This window comes from Salinadaptatus halalkaliphilus, assembly GCF_006543045.1.
GTDB classification, from domain to species: Archaea; Halobacteriota; Halobacteria; order Halobacteriales; family Natrialbaceae; genus Salinadaptatus; species Salinadaptatus halalkaliphilus.
Map to the genome: position 1 here is coordinate 22,831 of NZ_RBZW01000025.1, position 25,943 is coordinate 48,773.

24 protein-coding genes are annotated in these 25,943 nt (G+C 61.3%); 11 read left to right on the top strand and 13 right to left on the bottom strand.

Annotated elements, in window-relative coordinates; translation table 11 throughout:
- Positions 1-2 precede the first annotated feature (2 nt).
- Positions 3-785 (top strand): DUF7504 family protein, encoded by a 783-nt coding sequence (locus D8Y22_RS10975; protein WP_246084409.1) that lies wholly within the window; start codon positions 3-5, stop codon positions 783-785.
- Here D8Y22_RS10975 and D8Y22_RS10980 read toward each other — a convergent pair whose 3' ends face one another.
- Complete coding sequence (locus D8Y22_RS10980; RefSeq protein WP_141464755.1) at positions 786-1,547, bottom strand: RNA methyltransferase; 762 nt, start codon at positions 1,545-1,547, stop codon at positions 786-788.
- Positions 1,548-1,885: 338 nt separating this feature from the next.
- On the bottom strand, positions 1,886-2,557 hold the full coding sequence (locus D8Y22_RS10985) for an HAD family hydrolase (RefSeq protein WP_246084410.1): 672 nt from the start codon (positions 2,555-2,557) through the stop codon (positions 1,886-1,888).
- A gap of 711 nt (positions 2,558-3,268) precedes the next feature.
- On the opposite strand from D8Y22_RS10985, the gene D8Y22_RS10990 reads away from it, so the two are divergent.
- The 4 genes from D8Y22_RS10990 (at position 3,269) to D8Y22_RS11005 (ending at position 8,013) form a co-directional block, all read left to right on the top strand.
- Positions 3,269-4,528, top strand: a complete 1,260-nt coding sequence (locus D8Y22_RS10990) for a Cdc6/Cdc18 family protein (protein ID WP_141464757.1) — start codon at positions 3,269-3,271, stop codon at positions 4,526-4,528.
- Between the two features lie 157 nt (positions 4,529-4,685).
- Entirely contained in the window at positions 4,686-5,834 is a 1,149-nt protein-coding gene (locus D8Y22_RS10995) for a class I adenylate-forming enzyme family protein (RefSeq protein WP_141464758.1), read from the top strand.
- Positions 5,835-5,906: 72 nt separating this feature from the next.
- On the top strand, positions 5,907-7,100 hold the full coding sequence (gene folP, locus D8Y22_RS11000) for a dihydropteroate synthase (RefSeq protein ID WP_141464759.1): 1,194 nt from the start codon (positions 5,907-5,909) through the stop codon (positions 7,098-7,100).
- A 214-nt stretch (positions 7,101-7,314) separates the two neighbouring features.
- Positions 7,315-8,013: a 6-hydroxymethylpterin diphosphokinase MptE-like protein gene (locus D8Y22_RS11005; RefSeq protein WP_141464760.1), complete on the top strand. Its 699-nt coding sequence runs from the start codon at positions 7,315-7,317 to the stop codon at positions 8,011-8,013.
- A gap of 159 nt (positions 8,014-8,172) precedes the next feature.
- Here D8Y22_RS11005 and D8Y22_RS11010 read toward each other — a convergent pair whose 3' ends face one another.
- A complete protein-coding gene (locus tag D8Y22_RS11010; RefSeq protein WP_141464761.1) occupies positions 8,173-8,364 on the bottom strand; it encodes a hypothetical protein in 192 nt (63 codons plus the stop codon).
- 158 nt (positions 8,365-8,522) lie between these two features.
- Complete coding sequence (locus tag D8Y22_RS11015) at positions 8,523-9,683, bottom strand: tubulin/FtsZ family protein (RefSeq protein ID WP_141464762.1); 1,161 nt, start codon at positions 9,681-9,683, stop codon at positions 8,523-8,525.
- Positions 9,684-10,031: 348 nt separating this feature from the next.
- Here D8Y22_RS11015 and D8Y22_RS11020 point away from each other — a divergent pair, with 348 nt between their 5' ends.
- From D8Y22_RS11020 to D8Y22_RS11035, 4 genes are all read left to right on the top strand, one after another.
- Entirely contained in the window at positions 10,032-11,774 is a 1,743-nt protein-coding gene (locus tag D8Y22_RS11020) for an ABC transporter substrate-binding protein (protein ID WP_141464763.1), read from the top strand.
- A 130-nt stretch (positions 11,775-11,904) separates the two neighbouring features.
- Positions 11,905-12,822 carry a phosphatase PAP2 family protein gene (locus tag D8Y22_RS11025; RefSeq protein ID WP_141464764.1) on the top strand — a complete coding sequence of 306 codons (918 nt, stop codon included), beginning with the start codon at positions 11,905-11,907 and terminating at the stop codon, positions 12,820-12,822.
- A gap of 141 nt (positions 12,823-12,963) precedes the next feature.
- Complete coding sequence (locus D8Y22_RS11030) at positions 12,964-14,376, top strand: cryptochrome/photolyase family protein (protein ID WP_141464765.1); 1,413 nt, start codon at positions 12,964-12,966, stop codon at positions 14,374-14,376.
- 168 nt (positions 14,377-14,544) lie between these two features.
- Complete coding sequence (locus D8Y22_RS11035; protein ID WP_141464766.1) at positions 14,545-14,853, top strand: HalOD1 output domain-containing protein; 309 nt, start codon at positions 14,545-14,547, stop codon at positions 14,851-14,853.
- A 23-nt stretch (positions 14,854-14,876) separates the two neighbouring features.
- Here D8Y22_RS11035 and D8Y22_RS11040 read toward each other — a convergent pair whose 3' ends face one another.
- The 8 genes from D8Y22_RS11040 to trmB form a co-directional block, all read right to left on the bottom strand.
- The gene (locus D8Y22_RS11040; protein WP_141464767.1) at positions 14,877-15,845 is read right to left on the bottom strand and encodes a sugar phosphate isomerase/epimerase family protein; all 969 of its coding nucleotides are present in this window, start codon (positions 15,843-15,845) and stop codon (positions 14,877-14,879) included.
- Between the two features lie 178 nt (positions 15,846-16,023).
- Positions 16,024-16,320 (bottom strand): Ig-like domain-containing protein, encoded by a 297-nt coding sequence (locus D8Y22_RS11045; protein WP_141464768.1) that lies wholly within the window; start codon positions 16,318-16,320, stop codon positions 16,024-16,026.
- Positions 16,321-16,407: 87 nt separating this feature from the next.
- Complete coding sequence (locus D8Y22_RS11050) at positions 16,408-17,481, bottom strand: Gfo/Idh/MocA family protein (RefSeq protein ID WP_141464769.1); 1,074 nt, start codon at positions 17,479-17,481, stop codon at positions 16,408-16,410.
- A gap of 116 nt (positions 17,482-17,597) precedes the next feature.
- On the bottom strand, positions 17,598-18,779 hold the full coding sequence (locus tag D8Y22_RS11055; protein ID WP_141464770.1) for an ABC transporter ATP-binding protein: 1,182 nt from the start codon (positions 18,777-18,779) through the stop codon (positions 17,598-17,600).
- Positions 18,780-18,781: 2 nt separating this feature from the next.
- Positions 18,782-19,849, bottom strand: a complete 1,068-nt coding sequence (locus D8Y22_RS11060; protein WP_141464771.1) for a carbohydrate ABC transporter permease — start codon at positions 19,847-19,849, stop codon at positions 18,782-18,784.
- Positions 19,849-20,898 carry a carbohydrate ABC transporter permease gene (locus tag D8Y22_RS11065; protein WP_141464772.1) on the bottom strand — a complete coding sequence of 350 codons (1,050 nt, stop codon included), beginning with the start codon at positions 20,896-20,898 and terminating at the stop codon, positions 19,849-19,851. Before D8Y22_RS11065 ends, D8Y22_RS11060 begins: the two co-directional genes overlap by 1 nt.
- A complete protein-coding gene (locus D8Y22_RS11070) occupies positions 20,888-22,387 on the bottom strand; it encodes an extracellular solute-binding protein (RefSeq protein ID WP_141464773.1) in 1,500 nt (499 codons plus the stop codon). Before D8Y22_RS11070 ends, D8Y22_RS11065 begins: the two co-directional genes overlap by 11 nt.
- Positions 22,388-22,585: 198 nt before the next feature.
- On the bottom strand, positions 22,586-23,650 hold the full coding sequence (gene trmB, locus D8Y22_RS11075) for an HTH-type sugar sensing transcriptional regulator TrmB (RefSeq protein WP_141464774.1): 1,065 nt from the start codon (positions 23,648-23,650) through the stop codon (positions 22,586-22,588).
- A gap of 203 nt (positions 23,651-23,853) precedes the next feature.
- Between trmB and D8Y22_RS11080 the strand changes: the two genes are divergently transcribed.
- Positions 23,854-24,843: a mechanosensitive ion channel family protein gene (locus D8Y22_RS11080; protein WP_141464775.1), complete on the top strand. Its 990-nt coding sequence runs from the start codon at positions 23,854-23,856 to the stop codon at positions 24,841-24,843.
- A 98-nt stretch (positions 24,844-24,941) separates the two neighbouring features.
- Positions 24,942-25,373 (top strand): universal stress protein, encoded by a 432-nt coding sequence (locus D8Y22_RS11085; protein WP_141464776.1) that lies wholly within the window; start codon positions 24,942-24,944, stop codon positions 25,371-25,373.
- Between the two features lie 33 nt (positions 25,374-25,406).
- Here D8Y22_RS11085 and D8Y22_RS11090 read toward each other — a convergent pair whose 3' ends face one another.
- Complete coding sequence (locus D8Y22_RS11090) at positions 25,407-25,817, bottom strand: universal stress protein (protein WP_141464777.1); 411 nt, start codon at positions 25,815-25,817, stop codon at positions 25,407-25,409.
- Between the last annotated feature and the right edge of the window lie 126 nt (positions 25,818-25,943).

The following is a 25,943-nucleotide window of genomic DNA, read 5'->3' on the forward strand; positions in this document are numbered from 1 at the left end:
TCGTGTGGGCAGAGTCGGGAGCGGCGCTGCGGACCGGCGTCCAGTCACACCTGCTCGATCACGACCGAGAGACGCTCTACAAGGAGGGGTTCAAGATCGGCTGGAACTGCCCGCACTGTCAGGCCAGTTCGCTGGGTCACGACGTCGACGAGGCGGTTTCCCAGTACGAACGACACCTCTTCGAACACGTCGAAGATCAGATACGGTCCGGCGTCCACGTCGGCAACGAAATCGGCGGGACGGGCAACGTCCTCGTGTTGTCACCGCCTGGAACCGACGGCGCCGACGACGCTCGCATTCACTTTACCGCCCCTGCAGATGTCGCGCTGTTCGTGACGACGAACGTCGACGATCGGTTGGACACACTAGCCACCCGACTCTCGGAGTGGCCGACACGAACCATCGTGCTGACGACGAGCGAGCGGCCCTTGGAAGGGATCGAGAGCGACCTCAGCGACGTCTCGCTCGAGATCGTGAAACTGGATAGCGGTCTCGGGCTTGCCGGCCTCGGTGAGACGATCTCGCGAGTTATCGACGAACACAACGACCCAGGCTACAAGCTCTCGGTCGGGTTCGAAATCGTCTCGGAGATCGTCGCGAAGTTCGACCTCGAGCGCGTGTTCCGATTTCTTCACTTGCTTACTTCCCGTATCGAAAGCGCCGACGCCTTGGGCCACTACTACTGGCATCCCCAACAGCAAACGGGACCGACCCTGAACCTGCTGGGAGAACTGTTCGATCTGCAACTCGAGACGACTGCAAACCGGTTCGTTTCGACAGGCTAGTCACGTCTCGGCAGGACGCTCCGTCGCTCGCCGCAAGAGCCCGAGCAACGTGTTTGCCTCGCGTTCGGTCAGATCTGCTCGACCGTGGACACGTCGCAGCATTCGCATCGTCTTCGGACGTTTCTCCGTGGGGTGGTTGAGTTCCGCGAGCAAGGCACCCCACTGGTCGTAGAGTCGCTCGAGGGTCTGTTCGTCCGCACGAACGCGTTCGACATCGGGAAGTTGAGTCTGTTCGTCGGCGAGTGCGAGCGATCGAAGCTCGTAAAGGGTGATCGTTGCGGCCTGGCCAAGGTTGAGCACCGGATACTCCTCGTTGGCCGGGATCGAACAGATTTCGTCGATACGAGCCAACTCCTCGTTTGTCAAGCCGACCCGCTCGCGACCGAAAACGAGTGCGGTGGGTGCCTCGACCGTCGGTAACCGGCGCCGGAGTTCCGACGGCGTCGCGAACGGAAACCGAATGTGGCTTCGGTCGTCCTCGTTGGGTACGGCCGTACAGCCGATGGTATGATACCGGCTAACGAGGTCGTCGAACGACAGTTCGGTCGCATTCGGGAGGATATCGTCTCGAGCGTGGCCGGCGAACCCGTAGGCTTCACCGTCGGGATCGAGTTCGGGCGGATCCACCAACAATAATTCCTCGAAACCGAAGTTCTTCATCGCTCGAGCGATCGTCCCAACGTTGCCGGGAAACTGGGCATCGACGACGGCAACGGCAGGTGGTGTCCGACAGGTCGGAGTTGAAGATGGCGAGTCAGTCATCGGTGTCTGTGGCCGGATACCGATACAGTCGGTGTATCCAGCCAAAAGTGATGTGTTCTCTCTCCGACTCGAGCATCGGTCCCAGGAGAGATTGCCGAGAGGACATCGAATCAATTCGATTGCAAGACGGCAACACAGCGTCGAATACACATGCCGGAGACACAGTGTCATGCGTATATACACACGAAGGTGTATGGTAATCACGAAGGTGTATGGTAATCACGAAGGTGTATGGTAATCACGAAGGTGTATGGTAATATCTAGACTAGATAGTTACTAGTTGTATACTTAGTTACTAGTTATATATTATTCATATGGGATATCATGCGACCTGCTATTCATAATAGAATATCATTCGGCGATGATAGCAGGGCCTCGAGGGACGGAATCCGATACGTTGGATCGAACTGTGGTGGTGGGGACGACTCGGAGAGCCACACGGAATCGAGTCCAGCAGCGGTAGCACCAGCAACGTCCGTTTCGAGAGAATCACCGACGTGTATCGTCGTTTCGGGAGCAGTTCCGAGAGAGTGGACGACCCGATCGAACGGTTCTGGATCCGGCTTCGGTTGTGTCTCGTGACCGGCAACGACGATCGTATCGATCCAGCGCTCGAGGTCGACAGCCTCGATTTTCCGCCGTTGTGCATCTCGTGTGCCGTTCGTTACGATCGCTAATTGATATTCCTGGGACAGAGTGGCCAAGACGCGGGTGGCGGCCGGGAGAAGTTCGACGTTCGATTGATCGCGTTCGGAACTGAATGCTGCTGCAACCTCCCGCCCTTGGTGGCGTTCGTACCCGTTCTCCGCGGCGAGCGTTGCAAAGCATTCCGAGCGGAGTTCGGTTATCGATTCACACCTCTGTGCGAACTCGTCGAAGCGATCGTAATACTGTTCGACGGAAAATATCGGTGAGAGCTCGAGCCGGTCGAACGCTGCCTGTAGTACTTCGCCCGGGGATCGGTTGTACTGTAGCAAGGTGTCGTCGAGGTCGAAGGATATTGCTTCCACGTGATCGCTGCTGTTGGTATTCATTGATAGACGCCCTACGTGTTTCGACTATTCGAATCGGGAAGAGTGTGTTTCATCGTCGATAGAATACCGTATTGCAGTCCGTAGCAGTCGCCTTCAGTCGTTCCTTTTAGCCCTTTCGGAAGGGGGGACACACCCCGTTCGCGTTTGTAACGGTAGTTGTCCGTGGGACAGTTGGATGACAACACACCCTCGTCGCGGATGTAAATCTGGGTGAATAGAGGCAATTATACGAAGAATTTGGGGATGCGATCTGGATGCCCCCACCCTTTTACCGTTACATACGCGACGGGGGTGTGTGTCCCGAATGGTGTGAGCAGACGTGCATTCGACCCCCGGCGGACCGGACGAAACGCGGTTTCTCACCCGGAGACTCGAGGAAATTGGGGTCCAGTACTGAACAATCGTCGTCCGTGCGGCCGTGGACGACGCGAATAGCGTCCGCGGTTCGACACTCCCCGACCGGTTATCGTCGTCGTTAACTAGGGTAGACGCGTTCGGTGTTACACCCGCGAGGGGGGTGGGTGTCTCCGACCTGATTTCCCGTTAGACCCGCGATGATAGCTCTTTGTCGATGTCTCGTGGTATCTCCTTTGAATCGGGCTATTGTGGGCTAACACAGAGAATTTACACCCGCGATCGAACCCCATACATTTATTTCAGTCTGGTCTGAAGGCACCGGGTACTGCAATGTCCGCCAACGACGATCGTGATCCTCTCTTTCGGTACGACGATCCGGTCTTTGCCGACGAGCGATTGCTCGAGATCACACATCTTCCCGGTCCGGACCGGATCGTCGGACGCGACGAGCAAATGCAACGAGTTGCGGACGCCCTGAACCCCGCGATATTCGGGAGCGAACCGAACCATCTGTTTATCTTCGGGAAGACGGGTACCGGCAAGTCGCTCATCTCGCGGTCGGTTACAAAACGCGTCATCTCGGAGGCCCAAAAGGACGACGTGACCGTCAAGTACGCGTTCATCGACTGCGGCGAGCAAAACACCGAAGCGTCGATCATCAAGACGATCGCCCAAATCGTCAACGAACCCGACGACAGCGGCGTCTCGATCCCTGACCGTGGACTCGGAACGGGCGACTACTACAAACGACTCTGGCAGTCCGTCGACCGCTGTACCGACGTGACCATCGTCATCTTGGACGAGATCGACATGCTCGAGGATGACGAAGTGCTGCGAAAACTCTCGCGTGCGGGCGAGAACCGTCGAATATCTGACTCGAGCATCGGCATCATCGGTATCTCGAACAAGATCGACTTCCCAGATCATCTCTCCGAACGTGTCAAATCGAGTCTCTCTCGAGACGAACTCGTCTTTTCGCCCTACGACGCCAACCAACTCGTCGAAATCCTCGAGAAACGACGCGACGCGTTTCACGATGGAGTGCTTTCGGACGACGTGATTCCGCTCACCGCAGCGCTTGCCGCCCAGGAACACGGTGATGCACGCAAGGCGATCGACATTCTCCGCAACGCAGGTCGAATCGCGAAGAAACGAACCGATACGCGCGTGACCGCCGATCACGTCCGCGACGCAAAAGAAAAGACCGAGGCCGACCGGTTCAACGAGCTGATCGAGGGCTCGCCCCAGCAGGCGAAGGCGATCCTCTACGCGCTGACGCTTCTGACCGAAAACTCGAGTGAGAAGGAGTTCCCGACGAAGATCATCTACAACCAGTACAAGGCGATCGCCCGTCAACTCGAGTTCGACGTGCTTTCCGAACGGCGCGTCCAGGAGATCTTACAGGAGCAAAACTTCCTCAACGTGATCCAGTCCGAGCGGGAAGGCCGTGGACGCGGACGCGGTGCACATGCCAAACACCGACTCCTCGAGAACCCATCGATCGTCAAGAAGGTACTGCTTCGCGACTCTCGTCTCGCGGTCCTCGAGGGTGACGGCGAGGGGCCCAGTGACACGCCAACCGACCGATAAGGGACCGCGTCGACCTCGCCGATGCGCGTGTTGATTGACAGCTGGTCGACAGCACTCATACGAATGCTTTTAGGAAAACCCTATCGAGGCATTGTGGGTTAATATCTTATATTCCATTGCAGATAACACTAACACGCGTAACTGAATGGTAGTGTATATGTCCAATATACTCACCATTCTCCAACGTATCGTCATGGAGAACAAATCTCGGACGGCGATCGATGGGGAGTCGCCGGTGACGTACTCGACTCTTTGGTCTCGAACCGACGCGTTTGCCGGCGGACTACAGGATCGAGATATCACCGCCGGCGACGCCGTCGCAATTGGAGTTTCGAATCCACGGGCGTTTCTCGTCGCGTTATACGGCACGCTCAGAAACGGGTGTATCCCCGTAACCGTCCCGTCGGAGTACTCCACGCGGGACATCGTTTCCGTATTAGACGCGACGGGTGCCACCGCTTACGTTACCGACGAGACGCCGTTTCTGTCGATTCTCCACGGTGCAGACGACGTCCGTCTCGCGATTACGGTCGATTGTGATGCACAGATGGGCGTCGAGCTGTCGACGTTCCTCGAGAACGATGGGATAAACAGCGCCGGATCGCGGACCGGAATCGATATCGTGAGTCAATCGGATACCGATCCCGGACTGATCGCGTACGTCGGGTACGAGGACCGCGAGCCACTCGGCATCGTCTACACGCACGCGACGCTGGCGGCCGCCGCCGAACGCGGTGGGTCGCACCTCGAACCGGACGAACCGACGCATCTTGGCGTCCTCCCGTTGTCGAATCCGCTCGAACTTCTCTACGGTGTGACGGGGACGATTCTCGATGGCGGTACGTACGTTCCACACATCTCGTGGGACCCTGAAACGGTTCGGTCGATACTCTATACGGAACGCATTCGGACGTTCGTCACACCACGGCAGTACGAGACGCTGCTGTCGTTCGATACCCCTGCCGAGGATGCCGTTGCAGTGATCGAGCCGACCAGTTCGTCGCTCGAGTCAGCCGTCGACGGCGCGGCGACACGAGTACGTGGCCGCCCGGAAACGGGCCTGACTCATGTCCGAACGCCGGACGACGCCGACGCGAATCGGCTCGGCAACCCCCTGCCCGGTATCGAGACGCGGCTCATCGAGGGCCCCTCGTCGGGGGAACTCGCGGTCGCCGGTCCGACGACGATGGACGGCTACGTCGATCGACCGACGCTAACCGAGGATCGGATTCGTACGATCGACGGTCAGCGGTGGGTTCGAACCGGTCTTACCGAGTGTGAACGAACGGACATCGAATCCGTCTGAGCACGGCGGCTGTTACCGCTCGCAACCGTCGCCAACCGCGGTACCTATAGGGCTGTCCTCCCCAGTCCGGATATGAACGGCGTCGACGCAGCAGGACTGGGGATCGGCGGGGGCAACCCGCCACGGATTATGGGCGTGCTGAACGTCAGCGAGGAGTCACCCTACGATCCAAGCGTCTACGATGATCCGGGCGACGCGGCCCGGTACGTCGACAAGGAACTGATCGACGAGGGCGCCGACATCGTCGACATCGGGCTCGAGTCGGCCAACAAACGGTTCGACGTACTCACCGCCGAGGCGGAACTCGAGCGACTGCACGTGGCTCTCGAAACGATCGAGAGCGTCTCCGGCGACGCGATCTTTTCGATCGAGACCAGATACGCCGAGGTCGCCGAGGCCGCCCTATCACAGGGGTTCGACATGGTCAACGACATCTGCGGGTTCGCCGACCCGGAGATGCCCGAGGTTTGTCGGGAGTACGACGTTGCGGTTGGAAAGATGGCCAGCCCACCGGACCTAACGCGGCCCGGTGCGGTCGAGGAAACCGATTGGGCCGGTCGCAAATCAACTGGCTGGGCCGCCGAAGCCGACTACGTCGACCAGGTCTACGAGGCGTTGAAACAGCACGGCCTCACCGAGAAGACGATCGTCGATCCGGCATTCGGCGGCTGGAGCGAGGCGCAGACGGTTGCTGACGACCGCAAGACGTTCCATCGGCTGGGAGAGTTTCGCGTGCTCGGGCAACCGATTCTCGTCTCGATCAATCGGAAGAACTTCCTCGGCGACCTCGTCGACCGGGAGACCGACCAGCGACTGGCAGCCAGTCTCGCAGCGACCTCGATGGCCGTCGAGCGAGGTGCCGACGTGATTCGAACCCACGATGTCGCCGAGACGCGCGACGCGGCCCTGATCGGAGACGCCTTCGCAGACTCCTCGCATGCGATATCCGACTCGGTGTCGGTCTCGCGACTCGAGGTCCGATCACCCCGAGCGCTTCGACGACAGTTGCGAGAACGGGGCATCGATCCCGCTGTCGCCGACGAGTGCCAGCCCATTGCCCTCGACATCGACGGGCTGTCGATCGGAGAACGCCGGCACATAGACGCCCTCGTCACCGACCGAGACGCGTCCTGGCATACGGTGACGGACCACTCCGGATTGTTGGTCGGTTCTGTCACCGATATCCGAGACATTTCACGGGGTCTACGTGAGGAATACGACTCGTCTGACGGCCTTCGTGACGCACTTGCAGAGTTACTACAGTAAGAGAAAGCTTATGACGGAGGCTTCGAAATGAGCGAGTGGACGCCGGGCGGCCTCCCGGGTAGGGGTACTTTGGAGGCGACTCCCGGCCCACAACACGGAATTATTGTGGCACTACTCATCCGTAGCGACGCAACCACCGAACAGAGCCGCGTGGCGCGATCGGCTCCCGGCACAACCAGTACAGCCAAACGGATCGAACCTCGAGTAGCACGTGATGGAATTCGAGGAGTGGGAACCCGTCTACGAGGCGATCTGCCGTGACTTCGGTTACGACCGGGCCGGTGACGAGCGTGCACGCGACGAACTCGCATCGTTGAGTGACCCGTTCGACCTCGAGCGGCTCTCGGCCGCTCGCGGGGCGACGGTCGCAGTCGCGGGTGCGGGACCGTCGCTATCGGACCGGCAGTCACTCGAGCGAGCGCGAGACGCGGACCTCGTCGTCGCCGCCTCCACGGCGGTCGATGTCCTCGAGTCCAAGGATGTCGAGGTCGACTGTATGGTGACCGACCTCGACAAGAATCCGGCGACCGTCCGGCGACTGACGACCGAGGGCACACCAGTGGCCGTCCACGCCCACGGGGACAACCTCGAGGCGGTGCGGAGCGTCGTTCCCGCCTGTCGCGACCGGTGGGTGTTGCCAACTACCCAAGCAGCGCCTTGTGGTCCCGTCCGAAACTTCGGCGGCTTCACCGACGGCGATCGGGCTGCGTTCCTGGCGGATCATCTCGGGGCCGACCGCCTGATCTTCGTCGGCTGGGATTTCGACGACGACGCCGTCGGACAGATGAAAACTCGAAAACTCGAGTGGGCCGAGCGACTGCTGTACTGGCTCGAGTCGCGTCGAAACGACCGATTCGGAGTGTTAGACGAGCGCCGGGAGGAAATCGACAGCGGCGCTATTTCACTCGAGTGACACCGGAGCACCCGTCCGTTCATACGGACCGTTGTAGTTCTTTACCGGTGATCACCCGGACGGGGTCGGTGATCACCGGTAAAACGCTACAACAATCCATATCAGTATCACGACCGAACCGGTCGTCTGTCGGCACCGACCGTGGTCGATCCCGCGGGGCTACTGGATCCGATACGTGACGATGTCCTCACAGCCACAGGTCGGACACTCGGGACCGCGCGATTCGATCGTCGTCCCACAGCGGCGACACTCTTCGATCGTGGTCGACTCGTCGGTTCGAAAGAGGACGGATTTGACCGTTTCCCGCACCGCCGACGATGCCGTTCGTTTGGATTGCTTCGAACTGGCCATAGAGCCACGACAGACTGTACCTAATTCGTTATCCTCACGATACCACGAGTATCACGACTATTGATATATGCGACGTACGAATCGGCGAGAAAACATCGCCGAAATCGACCGTTAACCAACTGGTATTGCGTCCGTAACCGATGTTGCGAAGCGACGGTTCAAAACAGCGCGTCGAGTTCGCCGCCCGTGTCGACGAGCGACGTGAACTCCTCGTCGGCGTTGGCCTGCAAGTTTTCGGTGCGATCCTGCGCGTCGATCGCAACTTGCTGGAGTTTCTCGATGCGAGGCACGTCGGTGACACCCGACAACAGCACGATCGCACCGACCTCGTCGCGGTGGGGCATCGGGTAGTCGCCGCCGCGAATCTCCATGCTGCCCGTCTCGTCCTCGAGCCACTGGCGACCGCGTTCGACACCTTTCCGATTCAGTTCCTCCGGTGGGCCAGTCGCGACGACGAGGCCGCGATCGGCACTCGAGACGTCACAGGGGAGGGTGAGTCGGCCGAGGGTAGACTTACGTACGAGACTCGTCATGCGATTTGTCGCCGTCCCCTCGTCGAATCCGTCCTCCTCTTTGAACGACGAGAGAAGCCCGTTGCCCGTGGTATCGACGGTTTCGCTGGCGTAGCCGATCGTGGAGATTCCGTCGTTGAGCGTGTTGATTATCTCCGAGGAGTCGACGACGCTTTCGGCGACGTGATCGCCGTTGCCGACTTCGCCCGCAGCGAACAGGAGGCCGAATCGCTCGACGATCTCGCGGTTGATTCGATCGTAGCCGTCGGCGACCGATTCCCCGGCGCTGCGCCAGACATCGTTGTCGAAGACGAGCAGGTTGTCGACCTCGCGGACGAACGTCTGGAACGAGCGGGCGGCGTTGAGCGTATAGATCCCGCCCTCGTCCATCGCCGGGAGGATGCCCAGCCCGAAGACCGGTTGGCTGTAGATTTTCTTCAGGTGCGTCGCGAGGACGGGCGCGCCGCCCGAACCGGTGCCACCGCCCATGCCAGCGATGATAAGGAAGGCGTCGATCTCGTGGACCGGAATCCGATCGATCGCCCCCTGGATTTCGTCGATGTCTTCCTCGGTTACCGTCGCGCCGAGTTCGTTGTCGGCACCGACGCCGTGTCCTTTCACGCGTGCCTGTCCGATGAGTACGCGATTCGCCCGTGGTACGTTTTCAAGTCCCTGAATGTCAGTCGTCGCCGAGTTGACAGCGATCGCTGATTCGATAAAGCCGCCACCGATCGCATCGTCGTACGCCAGGAACTCGTCGACGATCTTCCCGCCTGCCTGACCGAAGCCGATTAGTGCGAGTTTCATGGTTGTCTCTCGTGGGCTCGCCCCGCCGAACACAAGCGGTCGCTAGCGATCGTTCGTCGACCGCTAGAGATCGTTCGAGTTCGATTACTGTGGGGGCAGGCACCACGTACCATTTGTCGGCTATCGGAGCCATTGTTATGGCCAGCATACGATCGAAGAAACCACTGTCTTCGAATAACGACATTCGCTTGAGAGCTATAGTCGCTGGTTAACGAGTGTGTACTCGACTACTACTTTCAGACAGTGAGAACGACGAGTTTCCGCGAACGCAGTCGTCGATACCACCCGAACGGACCCATCTTCCGTTGACGTAAGTCCTATACTCTGTGATAGCTTACCGGCCCACACATGGACGAGGGTGCGTCGCGGGTTAGTCGGCGAACGATACTTGCAGGTGCCGGGAGCCTCGGCGCCAGTACCCTTGCTGGCTGTTCGGAACAGTTCTGGTCGCGAGCCGAAGACACCGGCCCGGAACAGGTCGAATTGACGATCAAGACCCTCCCGGCTGACGACGACGCGGTCGCTGCCAAACTCATGAGTCAGCTCCGGGAGAATTATATCGCAGCCGGCATCGACGCTACGCACGAACCGCTGGGGAGAGCCGATCTCTATCGCGATATATTTCTCGAGGGCGACTACGATGTCTTCGTTATTCGCCATCCTGGCCTCAAAGAGTTCGATGCGCTTCGTGGCTTGCTTCACTCCTCGTTTACCACCGAGCGAGGGTGGCAGAACCCGTTTCGATTCTCCGACGTGACTATCGACGACCTCCTCGAGTCACAACAATCCAGCAACGCCGATCGAGACGAGTCGTTGGCGGAGCTGTTCGAATTTCTCGAGGAAACAGCACCGTATACGACTATCGCGTATCCCCACCAGGTCGGTGGCGTTCGGCCGGATCTCGACGTTTCGATCTCACCGCGGCACCCGCTCGAGTACGTCGACGTGTTGGCTACCGAACGCGCTGACGGCCCTCGAGACGGACCGATAGCGATCGGCGTCTACGGCGAAGGGTTGACCAACCGGTTCAACCCGATCGTCGTCGATCAAAATTCGATTCCTGGACTGCTCGGACTGGTGTACGATCCACTCGCTCGGCGAGTTCCATCCGAGGACGATGTCGTTCCGTGGCTCGCCGAGTCCGTGTCCTGGGACGAAACCGACGACACGCGAGCGACGGTTACCCTACACGAAGGCACTCGCTGGCACGACGGTGCCGAACTCGATGCCGACGATGTCGTCTTTACGATGGAGTTTCTCGAAGATACGTCACTCGGTGCCATCGACGGGAGCGTTCCGGCACCGAGATATCGCGCTCGATTGGCCCTTCTCGAAGGGGTGACTCGTATCGACGAGCGGACGGTCGAATTGTCGTTTGGATCGACCCGTCGATCGGCTGCGGCCCGCGTACTGACGATACCGCTGTTGCCCGAACACATCTGGGAACCACGAAGCGAGGTCGTCGCCGAACACCGAACTGAAGCGGTGCTTGCAGACAACGAGGAACCGATCGGCGCTGGCCTCTTTCGGTTCGAGTCGGTCACCGCTGACTCGCTCGAGCTTGCGCCGTTCGACGATCACGTCCTTCGCGATCCGGTAGCCCAACCCGAGATCCTCGACGGGGAGTCGGCGTTTACGGGCATCCACTTTCGGATCGATCCGAACGTCGGTGCGATGATCGACGCGTTGCTCGATGGTGAGATCGATCTGACCGCGAGCAACATCCCGCCATCGGAACTCGATACGTTCCGTGAGGCGTCTGGGGCCACCATCGTATCTACACAGAGCCGAGCCTTCTACATGATCGGCTACAACTATCACCACTCGTCGCTCGTCAACCCCCACTTTCGGCGAATCCTCTCGCGGCTGATCGACCGCGAACACGTCGTCTCGGAACTGTTCGACGGACTCGCCGAGCCAGCAATGTCACGGAACTCACTCGTCGGGATCACCGACGATGCGTGGGACGACAATCGAGCATCGTCGGTGACAACCTTCCCCGGAACCGACGGCGAGATCGCCACACAGGAGGTTCGATCCCTCTTCGAAGATGCCGGCTATCAGTACGAAAACGACGCGCTGATCGAGTAAGCACTAGCCACGCTCGTGGTCGTTTCCGGACGGACATCCACTTCACCCAAACAGCGCTCGATGGGTCCCGTCGACTCCGTCGACCGATCGCTATTAGTGTGGTCCAGCCATACTCTAGCGGACAGACCGTATGTCTCTCGTTGCCGTCGCCCTCGAGCTCGCCCTCATCGTCGCGACGATGCTCGTCACGGGAGCATTAGCCATGATCGGCCCGCGTCGACTCGTCGCTTCGCTCCGGGAGTTCCGATGGCGACTCGAGGTGTGTGCCCTTCCGGTGGCCATGCTTGCAGTCGTGCTCGTGATTCGGTGGTCGACGGTAGACATCACGATGCGTCTCGAGCGGCGCGTCATCGGCAACAACATCACGCCGCTTTTGTTCGGCATGGAACGGGCACTGTTGCCGGAAAACCCCGTCATCGTCTTGCAGTCGTTCCAGTCGCCGGAGCTGACGTCGTTTTTCGTGTTCGTCTACATCTATGGCTACGCATTCTTGCTCCTGTTTCCGTTTCTCGCCTACTTTGTGCTCGATTCGATGGACGATTTCTCGACGCTCATTCTCGCGTTTACGGCGAACTACGCGATTGGATTACTCTTCTACATTCTCTTTATCGCCTACGGCCCTCGTAACTTCGATCCGATGCTGTTCGAGGGGCTGCTGTACGATGCGTTTCCCCAATCGCGGATGCTCACGAATCGGGTCAACCAGAACACGAACGTTTTCCCGTCGCTTCACACGTCGCTCTCGATGACCGTCTTCTTCCTCGCGTGGCTCACCCGAGCGAAGTATCCGCTTTGGGTGCCGATCTCCGGCGTTCTCGCCGTGAGCGTCGCGGCATCGACGATGTATCTCGGCATTCACTGGTTTTCCGATGTCGTCGCCGGCACCGCACTCGCAGCGATAAGCGTCTACATCGGGCGAAACTACACGGCCAACGGACTCCTCGAGATGGGGCGACGATATCTCGGTCCACACGTGGGCGGACTCACCGGCTACGTCGCCGATCGACTGTCCGCAATCAACCGATTCGTCCGCGACCGTCGCTCCTGATATCGGTACGACCGACCGTCCGACACCTCGAGACCACCCGTTCTGTTTGTCTGGACCACAGTGTCCGTTTGCGCGTCATACGAGCGCACGGCTCGATCGGTTACGTATCAGGTCTTTGCCCCTCGAGTCCCTCCCTCGAGTATGGTCATCCACTGGCACCGCCGCGATCTCCGTCCAGCCGACAACCTCGGTCTCGACCGTGCGCGATCGGTCGACGAGCCGATCGTCGGACTGTTCGTCCTCGATCCCGCCGTCTTAGAACACTCCTCGCCGGTTCGGACGGCGTGTCTGCTCGAGGGGCTGTCGGCTCTTCGGGCGTGGTATCGCGACCGCGGAAGTGATCTCCTCGTTCGACGGGGGACGCCGAGTGACGTTCTCACGACGGTCGCAACCGAAACAGGTTCGTCGACCGTCGTCTGGAACGCGGACTACAGCGGGCTCGCACAACGACGGGACGCCGCAGTCAGATCGGCGCTCGAGGGGGACGGTATCGAGGTCGAGACGGTCCACGACGGACTGTTGTCCGAACCCGGGTCGATCACGACGAACGCGGGCGAACACTATTCGGTATTTTCCTACTTCTGGAAGAAGTGGCGCGATCGCGAGAAACGCGATCCGGTCGACCCGCCGGCGGCCAAAGCGCTCGCTACTGAATCGATCGAGGGCTGCCGTTCGGAACGCCCCTCGATCACGGACCTCGGGGTCGACCCGCCGGAAGCGAACCGACCGACGGTGACACCCGAGGGGGCTCGAGATCGGGTGGCGTCGTTTTGTGGCGGACCGATCTACCGATACGAGACCGATCGCGAGTATCCCGCGCGGAGTGCCACGTCGCGACTCTCCGTCCATCTAAAGTGGGGGACGATCGGCCTCCGAGAGCTGTACGCCGCCACCGAACGAGCGGCCACAGACGCTCCTAACGAAGCCGCTCGAGAGAACGTCAGCGCGTTCCAGCGCCAACTCGCGTTCAGGGAGTTTTACGCACACGTCCTGGCGTTCAATCCCGAAACGGTGTCCGAGAATTTCACCGACTATCCAAACGAGATCGAGTGGCGCGACGAACGAGCCGAACTCGAGGCCTGGCAGCGCGGCCGGACCGGATATCCGATCGTCGACGCCGGGATGCGACAGCTCCGGACGGAAGCCTGGATGCACAATCGGGTGCGAATGCTGGTCGCGTCGTTTCTGACCAAGGATCTGTTGATCGATTGGCGACGCGGCTACGAGTGGTTCCGGCGACACCTCGCGGATCACGATACCGCAAACGATGTCGGTGGCTGGCAGTGGGCGGCCTCGACTGGGACGGATGCACAGCCGTATTTCCGGGTGTTCAATCCGATGAAGCAGGGCCGGGAGTACGACCCGGACGCAGAATACATCACGACCTACGTTCCGGAACTGGCCGCGGTCGATCCGGAACAGATCCACGAGTGGCACGAACTGTCGACGGACGAACGGAATCGACTGGCGCCGTCGTATCCGGGACCGATCGTCGACCACGCCGAGCGACGGGAGCTGGCAATCGAGCGATTCGAACAGGCGAAAAACGGGTAAGGTGGTCTGATACGGATGACTGTACCGATGTACCGGCGCACCCGCCGCCCGGATCGCGGGTGCGCCGGAAATGACTGACAGTAAACCGTATGAAGCGCCGTCTTCGGCCCGGACTCGTCGTTCGAACCCGCCACTATTCTTATCCGCGTGAACATCCTACCGCCTAGTATGTCTCCCCCGGACGATTCGCCGTCGACCGGTGGCACTGTCCCTCCGTCCCAGGCTATCATCGAGCGCGTCGCCCAGCGGGAAGGTGTCGACGTAACCGACATCGAACCCCCGGCGTACGAACCGCTCTATGCCGTCGTCAACCCCGACGCGCTCGATGCGCTGTTCCAGTCCGCTTCGCGGCCGAACCCGGTCCGGGTCACTCTCGAGTACGAGGGCTACGACATCGTCGTCCACAGCGACGGTGATGTCGATGTCAGCGAGACTCCTCCGTCGGATGATTCCCCCGACAGCGCCATCGAAGAGTAAGCAAGCGTGACGTTTTTGCCGAGTCACGTCGCCCAGTCTGGCTCGCCCGGTTGCGTCCGGAATATCGCGCGCTCGAGCAGTTCGATCGCCTTCTCGAGTCCTTCTTGCGGACTGGTCAGCGAATCTTCGTGTTCGATACTGAGTACGTCGTCGTAGCCGACCATTCGAAGCGTCGAAACGATGTCTTTCCAGTGTGATTCGTCGTGGCCGTAGCCGACCGATCGGAAGATCCACGATCGGTTCGGTTCGTCTTCGTAGGCGGTGGTATCCAGAACCCCCTTCTCGCGAGCTTGAGCGTCGTAGATGCGCGTATCCTTGGCGTGGACGTGATGGATCGCATCCCGTGCGCCGAGATATCGGATCGCATCGAGCACCGACACTCCCTGCCAGTAGAGATGTGAGGGATCGAAATTCGTGCCGATACGGTCCCCGGTTTCCGCTCGCAGGCGTGCCATCCCGTGGGGTTCGTAGACTAGCATATTCGGGTGCATCTCGATGGCGATATCGACGCCGTGCTCGTGGGCGACCGTCGCGAGATCGTCCCAGTAGTCGATAGCCTGGCGCCACTGGTATGTGAGGGCGTCGGCGTGTTCCGGTGGCCACGGTGCCGTGATCCAGTTTGGCACCGTATCGTCGGGCGCGCCGGCCGGTAACCCCGAAAAACAGGTGATCACGCCGACCTCGAGCTGGCTCGCGAGCCGGATCGCCTCGCGCAGTTCGGTGTCGGCACGCTGTGCGCGGTCGTCGTTCGGATGCAACGGGTTGTTGTGCGTCGCCAGGGCACTGAGACGGACGTCATACTCGTCGAGGATCGACTGGAGGTCGGCCTGTGCGTCCTCGTCGTCCAGATAGACCTCACGGACGAGGTGGTCCTCGCCGGGATGGCCGCCGACGCCGGGTTCGATCGCGTCGACGCCCCGTTCGCTGAGATACGCGAGTGTCTCCTCGAGGGATTCGTCTGCCAGCGCTGGGGTGTGAACGCCGAGATCCATACGACGACACGGACACCGCAAGCGAAAAGAAATCGATGGTGGCAGTTTCCTGCATCGACGGCTGGTACGGCCCGTTGTCGTTCCGTACCGGTGATCGCTCCCGTTCGAGTTGGTACCGGTCCAACGCGACGCCAATTCCGCTGACTCGAGCGAACGGCCGCGACTCGCTGCCGTCGAGCTACGGCATCGCTCGAGCGCGTTGGGACCGTGGCAACACGCGCAACAGTCCGGATATCGATCGGTAACTGTGACGATCGGTCGACGGTTTGCTCGCGACGATCTTCCAGAAGCCCGGCGACCGGAGCGAGATCGTACAGTAACCTCGGGCGTCGGTTCGCTCGCGTGTCGAACCCACCGCGACGGTCGCGTCCTCGACCGGCCGACCACTGCGGTCGCGAACGCGGACCGTGACCGGCCGCCCGACGGGCAGTTCGTGGCGTTCGACCTCGAGGACGAGTTGGCGCTCGACTCTCATGGTGAGTCCTCCCACACCAGTGGGCTAAAACCCCGGGCTGTGATCAGCGCGGGGGTCGGGACGGTCCGCGATGCAATCGTTGGACGGTCACGATTGCTCGTCGATGTGTATCGTTCGCTCGTCCTCGCTCGAGCGGTAGATGCCGTCGATAACCCGCTGTACGGAGAGCGCTTGTTCGATGCTCGTTTGATTGAACGCACCGGCCTCGATGCCCTCGAAGAATGCGCGCTGTTCGACCGAGTGAGTGTCGTTTTGACGCGTTTCGATCGCGGTATCCTCGAAGTGATCGGGACCGTCGGTGCTTGCTGAATGGAAGCTCAGTTCGCCCTCGAGAAGATCGAACCGGGCGGCCGCCTCGGTGCCGTGGATGACGAACTCGTGGTTTGACGGCCGGTTCGTCGCCCACGCGACCTCGAGGTTGATCGTCCGCCCGCCAGCACAGCGGACGAACGCGCTCGCGGAGTCGTCGACGTCGAACTCGCCCGGGCCGTCGTCGTCGGCCCACATCTCGAGGTAGGCGTAGTTCTCGCGTGAGCCGAACTCGTCCCGGGTGACGCCGGTGACTTCGTCGACGGGCGGGTACGAGAGAAGATAGAGCGCGAGGTCGACCGCGTGGACGCCGAGATCGATGAGCGCGCCGCCGCCGGCAATCTGCTGGCGCGTAAACCACGTTCCGCGTCCAGGTATTCCGCGGCGGCGAACGTAGTTGGCCTCGACGTGTGACACTGCCCCGAGCTCGCCGCGTTCGATTCTGCGTTTGACGATCTGAACCGTGTTCGCAAACCGGTTGTTGAACCCGACCATGCTGTAGCTCTCGGCGTCTGCAGCCGCCTCGGCGATCCGCGTTGCGCTCTCGACGGAGTGTGCGAGTGGCTTCTCGAGGAGGACATGCAGGTCGCGCTCGAAGGCATCGACGGCGTATTCCTCGTGGTACCGGTTCGGCGTCGTGATGATGACGGCGTCGACGCCCTCGTAGAGCGCCTCGTGATCGTCGTAGACGGGGACGTTGTACCGTCGAGCGAATCGCTCACGGGCCTCGGCAGCGACGTCCATGCCGCCGGCCAGTGACTGGTTGCTATCGACGAGTCGCTCCGCGTGGTACTGCCCGATGTTGCCGAGGCCGACGATTCCGGTTTCGATGTCCGTTCCGTTGGGTGTCATCAGTAGATCTGTGGGGGTCTCGTTCCGAGCTAATACACTCGTTAACGCTATATCGAATCTTCGTGCCGCAGCACCTTCCCTTCGTTGCCAACGAACTGCCGTGCTCGCCCCGACACCTACTCGGCTTCCGTCGCTGGCGGTCCGGAGTCGGGGTCGGCGTGGCCGGTCACGTCGTGTGTCAGTGCGACACCGGTCGCTCGCTCGAAGAGGTGGACTCTCGAGCGGTCGAGGACGACCTCGACGGATTCGCCCTCGCGGATGTCCGTATCCGGGGGGAGACTCATCAACAACTGTCCGGCTGCCGCTGCCGGTTCCTCTGCCATCGACCGTTGCACGTCGTCGGCGAGCAGGAGGTAGACGAAAATCTCGTCACCCATCGGCTCGAGGACATCGGTCTGGGCGTCGATCGGCGCGGTCGGCTCGCTCACTGCCTGGGCCTCCGCGAGATGGACATCCTCCGGGCGGACGCCGACGGTCACCTCGTCGCCGACTGCGGCATCCGCAACGATGTCGGGGCCGAGGTCGATGTCGAAGTTCGGCGTCTCGACCCGATCTTCGTGTAGCGTCCCCTCGAGGAAGTTCATCGAGGGCGAGCCGATGAATCCCGCGACGAACCGATTGGTCGGTTCATTGTAACAGGTAAGCGGCGGCGAGATCTGCTGGAGTTTTCCCTCGTTCAAGATGGCGATCCGATCGGACATCGTCATCGCTTCCGCCTGATCGTGGGTCACGTAGATGATCGTCGTCTCGAGTTCGCGGTGCAATCGCTGGAGTTCGGTGCGCATGTGCACCCGAAGCTTCGCGTCGAGATTCGCAAGCGGTTCGTCCATCAGGAAGACATCGGGGTTCCGGACGATCGCCCGAGCGATCGCGACACGCTGGCGCTGACCGCCCGAGAGCTCGTCGGGCATCCGCTCTAGCATCCCCTCGAGCTGGACGATATCGGCGGCCTGCTCGACGCGTCGGCGGATCTCCTCGTCGTCGTAGGTTCGCAGCCGAAGGCCAAAGGAGATGTTGTCGAAGACGTCCATGTGGGGAAACAGCGCGATGTTCTGAAAGACCATCGCGATGCCCCGATCCTTGGGGGCGAGGTCGGTGACGTCGTCGTCGCCGATGTAGACGCAGCCTTCTGTAGGTCTGGTGAGCCCGGCCACGGTCTCCATCGTCGTCGACTTGCCACAGCCCGAGGGGCCGACGAAGGTGACGAACTCGCCGTCCTCGATCGCCATGCTCACGTCGTCGACCGCGGTGACATCTTCGTAGCGTTTCGTGACGTTCTCGAGTCGTACTCGTGCCATATTTATTCTTTGAGTGCGCCTGCGGTCAGTCCACTCACGATCTTCTCCTGGGCGACGATTACGAGGACCGCGACCGGGATGACGCCGATGATACTCGAGGCAGCCATCAGGTGGTACATCACCTCGTACTGCCCCTGATACCCGAGAATGCCCTCGAGAATCGGCGCCCAGTTCTCCGGCTGGCCGTCGGTCATCAAGAAAGAGAAGAAGAATTCGTTGTAGACGGCGATAAACGTCAACACGCCCGCGGTCGCGACGCCGGGTGCAGAAAGCGGGATGATGACCCGAAACAGCGCGCCCAATCTCGTGGTGCCCTCGACGCGGGCGGCGTCCTCGAGTCCGTCCGGAATCTGGCTGTAGAACGTCGTCAGGATGAAGATGGCGAGCGGCATGAAGATCGCCGACAGCGGCAACACCATCGCCCCCGGCGTGTTGTACAGCGTCCCGTCGCCGGTGATCGGCTCGAGCACGAAAAATGACGTGTTGAACAGGTCGTTGAGCGGGATGAAGAAGGCGGCCGGCGGGAAAAAGGAGATGACCAGCACGAGCAACATCAGGGGAACCCGGCCCGGAAACTCGAGGCGGCCGAAGGCGTAGCCCGCCAGGCTTCCGATGATCAAGACGACGATCGTCGAGGCCGTCGCGATGACGAAGCTGTTGAACATGTACCAGTGAAACGGGATCACCTGAAAGACCTCGACGAACGCGCCGGGGTTGAAGCCGTTCGGCGTGAGGATGATGTCTTGCTGTTGGCCCTCGGGCGTCAGCGCGACCATGAGCAGCCAGTAGAACGGAAACAGCGTCGTGAGCAGAAAGAAGATCGTCGCCGTGTAGAACATCGCCCGATACGCGCGTTCGGGGCGCTGGATCGAACGCGCGACCCACCGCTGGAGTGGCCCCCGGTCGAGTTCGGTGTCCTCGTCCTCGAGCAGGACGCCGCTGCGCTGGGCGTCGTGACCGCCGTCGGTTCGACCCTGAAGTGGCGTAGGAGGATTGTCCACGCGGTTCACGGCTTCGCCGCTCACTTGGTCCGAGGATTCACTGGGTTCGTCCTCGAATTCCTCGCTCATCAGTACAGCCCTCCCTCGGTGTCGCGGAAGACGACCACGTACACCGAGATGATCAGCCCGATCACGAGCGCCGTCGCGAACGCGACGGCGGCGGCCGTCGCGAAGATTCTGGTGCCGCCGAACATCGCCTCGACGACGAGACAGGTCAGCGACGGCACGGTCGTACAGCCGGCGGTCGACTCGATCAACCCGTAGACCCGCATCGCATCCATCGTCCGGAACAACATCGCGACCAGCAGCGCCGGGAGCACGAGCGGCAGCGTAATTAGCTTGAATCGCTGCCACGGCGATGCGCCGGCAACCCGGGCGACATCGTAGAGACTGCGATCGACGCTCTGGAGACCCGCGAGGATGAGCAAGGCCATGAACGCCGCGGACTTCCAGATGTCCGCCACGAGGATGATGATGAAGGCGTCCTGGCTGTTTGCAAGCGGGTTGGGACCGAACACGCCGAGCCACTGCATGAGATCACTGCCGAAGCCGACCTCCGGCTGAAACAGCAGGAAGAAGATCATTCCCTGGATGACGATCGGGACGGCCCACGGCAGGATGATCGCGACCCGCACCCAGCGCCGCCCGCGAAAGTCCTGATCTAGCACGTAGGCCTGCCCGAAGCCGATGACCGTCTCCACGACCACGCTGATCACCGCGAACGTGACGGTGACAAACAGCGCCTGCTGGAGGAACGGCGTTCCCAACTCGAGAAACGGAAAGGACGACGACACCGACACGTCCAGAAACTGCCGGGCGAGCCTGGCGTTACCGGTCAGGATGTCGACGTAGTTCTCGACCCCGACGAAGCCGCCCAGCGGCTCGAGGCCGCGTGTCTGGTCCTCGCGAAGGGACATCACGAACGTCATCACCAGCGGGTAGAACGCGATCAGCGCGAGCAACGCGAACGCGGGAGCAAGCAACAAATAGGCGTAGGCCGCCTCGCTCAGATTTTCCATCCAGTTGACGACGCCGTTGCCCGACCGGTCGCGTTCGGTATCGGGCTCCTCACTGCCGATCAAGACATCGTTTCGATCCGATTCGGTGTCAGTCGCCATCGGTCTCCTCCTGATCCAGTCGTTCGCTCTCGGCGACATCGGCCTCGCTGCGCTCGAGGCGCTCGGCCAGATCCGCCATCGCCGATTCGGGCGTCTTCGCACCGCGGTAGGCGGCGTGGACTTCCTGAAAGATCAGCGCCGATTGCTCCGGCCAGACATCGGTGACCGGCCGCGCGACGGCGTTGTCGCCGGCTAACCGAAGCTGGTCGGTGTACCGTGCGATCGGTCCAATTTCGCCGGGGTCGGCTTCTTCGACCAGCTCGAGGTGGGGCGGGAGAAAGCCCTGCAGTTCGAAAATCGTTAACATGACTTCCTCGTGGGTGAACGCCTCAAGAACCTCGAGAGCCAGTTCGGTTCGGTCGCTGTAGGGACTGACCGCGAGATGCCAGCCACCGACCGCGGCGGCGGTGCCGCCGACACCCTCGAACTCGGCGTCGTCCGCCGAGACCGCGTAAGGTTGGGTCATCACGCCCAGATCCTCCGCGAAGACGTCGTCCGCACCGGTCGCGGCGATCGCGAACGGCCAGTTGCGGTGGGACACGGCGTCACCGGACTCGAATGGAGCGAGTGACTCCTCTTCGGTCCACTGAACGATCGACGAGGGGGCGATCTGGGGGTAGCCCTCGAGAGCATAGTCGTCGGCTTCCCCGTGGATGAACGACCGCATCATTCGAATCGCGTCGAGCACCGCGTCGTCGGTGACGGTGATCGGGCGATCGCCGGCCGCAAACAGATCGTCGGTACCCCCGAAGTAGCCCCCGCCCCAGGTCGACATCACCTCGGTGAACGTACAGCAGGCCAACCCCTCGTAGGCGGCGGCCTGCGTCGTGTAGCCGTAGTCGATGTCGTGTTCGTCCCGTGCGTCGGCGACGGCCGCAGCGAACTCCTCCCAGGAGGGCGGCTCAACGTCCCAGCCGCCGGTATCGTAGCCAACGTTCTCGAGGAGATCCTGCCGATACAGGAGCATTCCGAAGTCGGGCCACAGCGGCAGCGCGTGGATGTCCCCCGTCTCAGGATGACGAGCGGTCTCGAGGGCCGCCTCGAGATAGTCGTCCTCGACCCGACCGACGATATCGGTCGGTAACGCCTCACTCAGGTTCGTCGTCTGTTCGCGGAGGATAAACGGGATGGTCCACCCGCTGTCCATCATGTGGATATCCGGCGGCGCGCGTCCCGCCTGCAGCGTCGACTGGGCGTCCTGCATCCGTTGGGCCGAATCGCTGACGACGGTCTGGAGTTCGACGGAGATGTCCTCGTCGAGGCCCGCGTCCCACAGCGCCTGCTGGACCGACGGCTCGCCTTCGTCAGTGTGCAAAATCTCCTCGAAATCCGTCGCACCGGTCATCACGACGGTAGTCGGCTGTCGACCGCGACCGAGACAACCGGTCACCGCCAGGGTGCCGGTCGCTGCGGATGTTGTCGTTGCCGCGAGCATCGACCGCCGGGACAGGACCGATCGGGGATACCGTCCCGCGTTGTCTGAGGCCATCCGACCCTACTATAGGGCATTTCGGGGCTTAATTGACGGGCTTGCACACTATCACCGGCGAAAACAGTCTGCCGTCGGTACCGAACGCGGGGATCGATCGACGCCGTCGACGACCCGTTATACGGACTGTTGTAACGCTTTCCCGGAACAACCGCAAGCCGTCCTGGATTGGCCCGGTGACGAGTTACACCAGACCGGTTACTCCTCGAGTGTCGGGGGTTCGTGGCGTCCGATGTGTATCTCGTGGGCCTCGATGTCCTCGAGCGCGGCGACGCGGCCACCGACCGAGAGTTCGTCGCCGTCGGTCGTCTCGAGGGTGAGCGAGGCGACCTCTTCGCTGACCTCGAAGGAGACGTCGAGGATCCGCCCACTGACGACGCGAGAACCGCCAACTTCGACGTCGCGACCCTCGATCGTCGCGTAGAACTCGCCACCCTCGTCCATGAGATCTTTCACGCAGCGCCTGATCGAGGCGTACCGGCGCGGGTAGGACCGTCCGGCGCCGTTCTCGCCGAGCGTTCGTTCGGCCGTCGTCCAGAGGACGGTCCCGAAGAACCCCGATACCAGGAAGCCAAGCGCCGAGCGGTTGAAGATGACGCCGTAGCGGTCCTGGTCGTCTCTGAGAGCGTCCTGGGTGGCATAGACCGAGTAGTTACCGTCGGCGACGGCGACGACCGGCGTGGTGATGCCACGGCGGGCACGCGCCGTCGTCGCAACCTCGAGGTAGTCGAACTCGGACGGATCGGGTGCTTCGCTCGCGGGCGTGACGATCAGGTCGACGCTGACGCCGGCATCGACGGCCGCTGCGAGCTCTTCCTCGTAGCGAACGAGCAGATCCGGCGTCAACGACAGCGAGAGTTCGAACTCGGCGGCGTCGATCACCTCCTCGACGTAGCGCAGGATCGTCGATCGGGACTTGACCAGCGAGACGGCCTCCGTGTCTCGAGCGGGCGCCGTATAGCGGGCCTCGAGTTCGTCGACCATCTGGGCCAGCGAGGTCTGGACATCGTCGAAGGCCTCGTCGGGATCGATCGCGACGACTTTCATCGGACGGGACTCGCGCAGTTCGACCAATCCGCGGTCACTCAGGCTGCGGACGGTGTCGTAGACGCGCGGCTGTGGGATGTCGGTTCGGTCGGCGATCTCGCTCGCGGTGAGCTGTCCTTGCTCTAACACAGTAAGATAGGCGTCGATCTCGTACTCCCCGAGGTTGAACCGATCCCCGACACGCTCGACCGTCGAGCGCAGTTCGTCTGGTGCCATATTGTCCATCACGGTGGCGATGGATAAATGATTTATTATGCTTCGAGTAGCACCTGTTTTCGAAATTAAGTAGTCAACCGCCCGACTCGAGCGGCGTCTCTACAGCGGCCGACGATGTGACTCGGTTTGGGATTCGAATCCCGCTGTCGGCCACGTACGGACCGGTCAGAACCCTTAACCACCATGGGACTGAGTCTGTTTGCATGCGCGGCCTCCTCGCGGCAGGCGAGAACGGCGTCCCGGACGAAGTCCAGGGGTGGCTTCCGTCGTCGTTTCCCGAACCATATCAGATCGGACTCGCAATCGCCGTAATGCTGATCGGCTGGTTCCTCTCGAAACTCGCCGTCCGGGTGTTGGGTCGCACTGTCGCGCGCAAGATCGAGCGCCCAAGCGTCACTCGAACCGTCCTCCGCGGGATCAGGGCCTCCGTGTTGCTGCTGGCCAGCGCGATCGCAGCCGGGATTCTCGGGGTCAGCGGTACCGAAATCCTCCTCTCGGTGACCGTCATCTCGGCGGTTATCGCCGTCGTCCTCGCGCCGCTTGTGGGCAGTTTCATCAACGGCTTCTTCGTGCTCGCCGATCGCCCCTACGAGATCGGCGACATGATCGAGATCACCGACGAGGGCCACACGGGTTTCGTCGAGAATATCACGATCCGCTACACCAAGATCTTCACGCTCCAGAACACGTTCATCGTCATTCCGAACTCCGAGATCCAGCAACGAGATGTCATCAACTACTCCGCGGAAGACGAACGAACCCGCCTCTCCGTCGAGTTCGAAATCACCTACGAGAGCGACCTCGATGCCGCCCGCGACGCGGCCGAACGAGCGGCCCGGAACGTCGATTCGGTGATCTCCGGCGGTCCCGCGATTCGCATCGGCAGCGCACGCTACGGTGCGGCACCCGTCTGTACGGTCTTGGAGTACGCCGACAACGGGATTATACTCGAGCTTCGGTTCTGGGTCCAACGGCCGTACAAGCGCGCGCTTGCCCGTTCTGCGGTACAGTCGGCTATACGGGACCGCTACAGCGATCTCGATGTCGAGTTCGCCTACCCGCATCGCCACCACGTTTTCGACGACACCAGCGGCGTGTCCCACCTCGGTCTCGACGGCTCTCGACCAGCCCGGCAGTCTCCACACTCGTCAGCCGAGCCGGGTGTCGAACCCTCGGCCCGCGACGACGAGTGACGTAGCGATACACGCGAGCCGAATATGAAGGGCCGAAGTGGTTCGGGGTTCCGTGTCGCAGTGATTTATACGGACTCCGACCAAACGCTCGAGATAGCATGTACGACAACATTCTCGTCCCGACCGACGGAAGCGAAACCGTTCCCGAAACGCTTGCACACGCGCTCCCGATCGCAACGGACAACGACGCGACCATTCACGGGCTATACGTCGTCGACAGTCGTATCACCGCCGCAGCGTCGGAGGATAGCGCGACCGATCTCACCCAGTCGCTCGAAGCCGACGGCGAGGCAGCCCTCGCGGACGTCGAACAGCGGGCGACCGACGCCGGTCTCGATACCGTCAGCGAGATCGAAACCGGCACGCCTGCCAAAACGATTCTCGAGTACACCGAGGACAACGAGATCGATCTGATCGTCATCGGCACGAAAGGAAAGAGCCCTCGAGAGAAAGTCACCTCACTCGGCAGCGTCTCCGAGCGCGTCGTCGACAACGCATCCGTGCCAGTGTTCGTCGTTCGAAACGCGTAGACGCCAGACCGTATCAAGCCGCGTTACGCTCACCTACGCGCGGGCGCTCTCGACGGTGATAACCTCACACTCGAGGTGCGTTCGCAGATAGCGATCGATATCCGGATTGTCGGTAAAGCGCTGAAAGAGCCGTCGGAGGCGACTGGCCTGCTTGCCGCCGATAACGACCGCGTCCGCGTCTTCGGCTGCGACCTCGTCGAGAATACTCTCCTCGACCAAAAACCCCGATCGAACGACGTAGCGTGCGTTCTCGATCGATCCGAACGCCCGTTCGACGGCAGTCTTGAGATCGATCCGGGTCACATTTTTCCCGCTTTGATAGAGATTCACGTGCAAGACCGTCAGCGTCGCATCCCGCTCGTCGGCGAGTTGAATCGCCTTCTCGAGGGTGCGTCGCGAGTGTTTCGTCAGAGGATATCGAACAGGAACCACGACCAGCGCCATTAGCAAGGCGAACGAGGTGCGTCCGGGTAAAGGTTTCAGTTGCCTCAATTCGTGTGGTATTACCACGCAATACTGGGGCGTTGGCAGCCCTCTCGTTCCCGATTCGGAGAGACAGTCATTTACCGA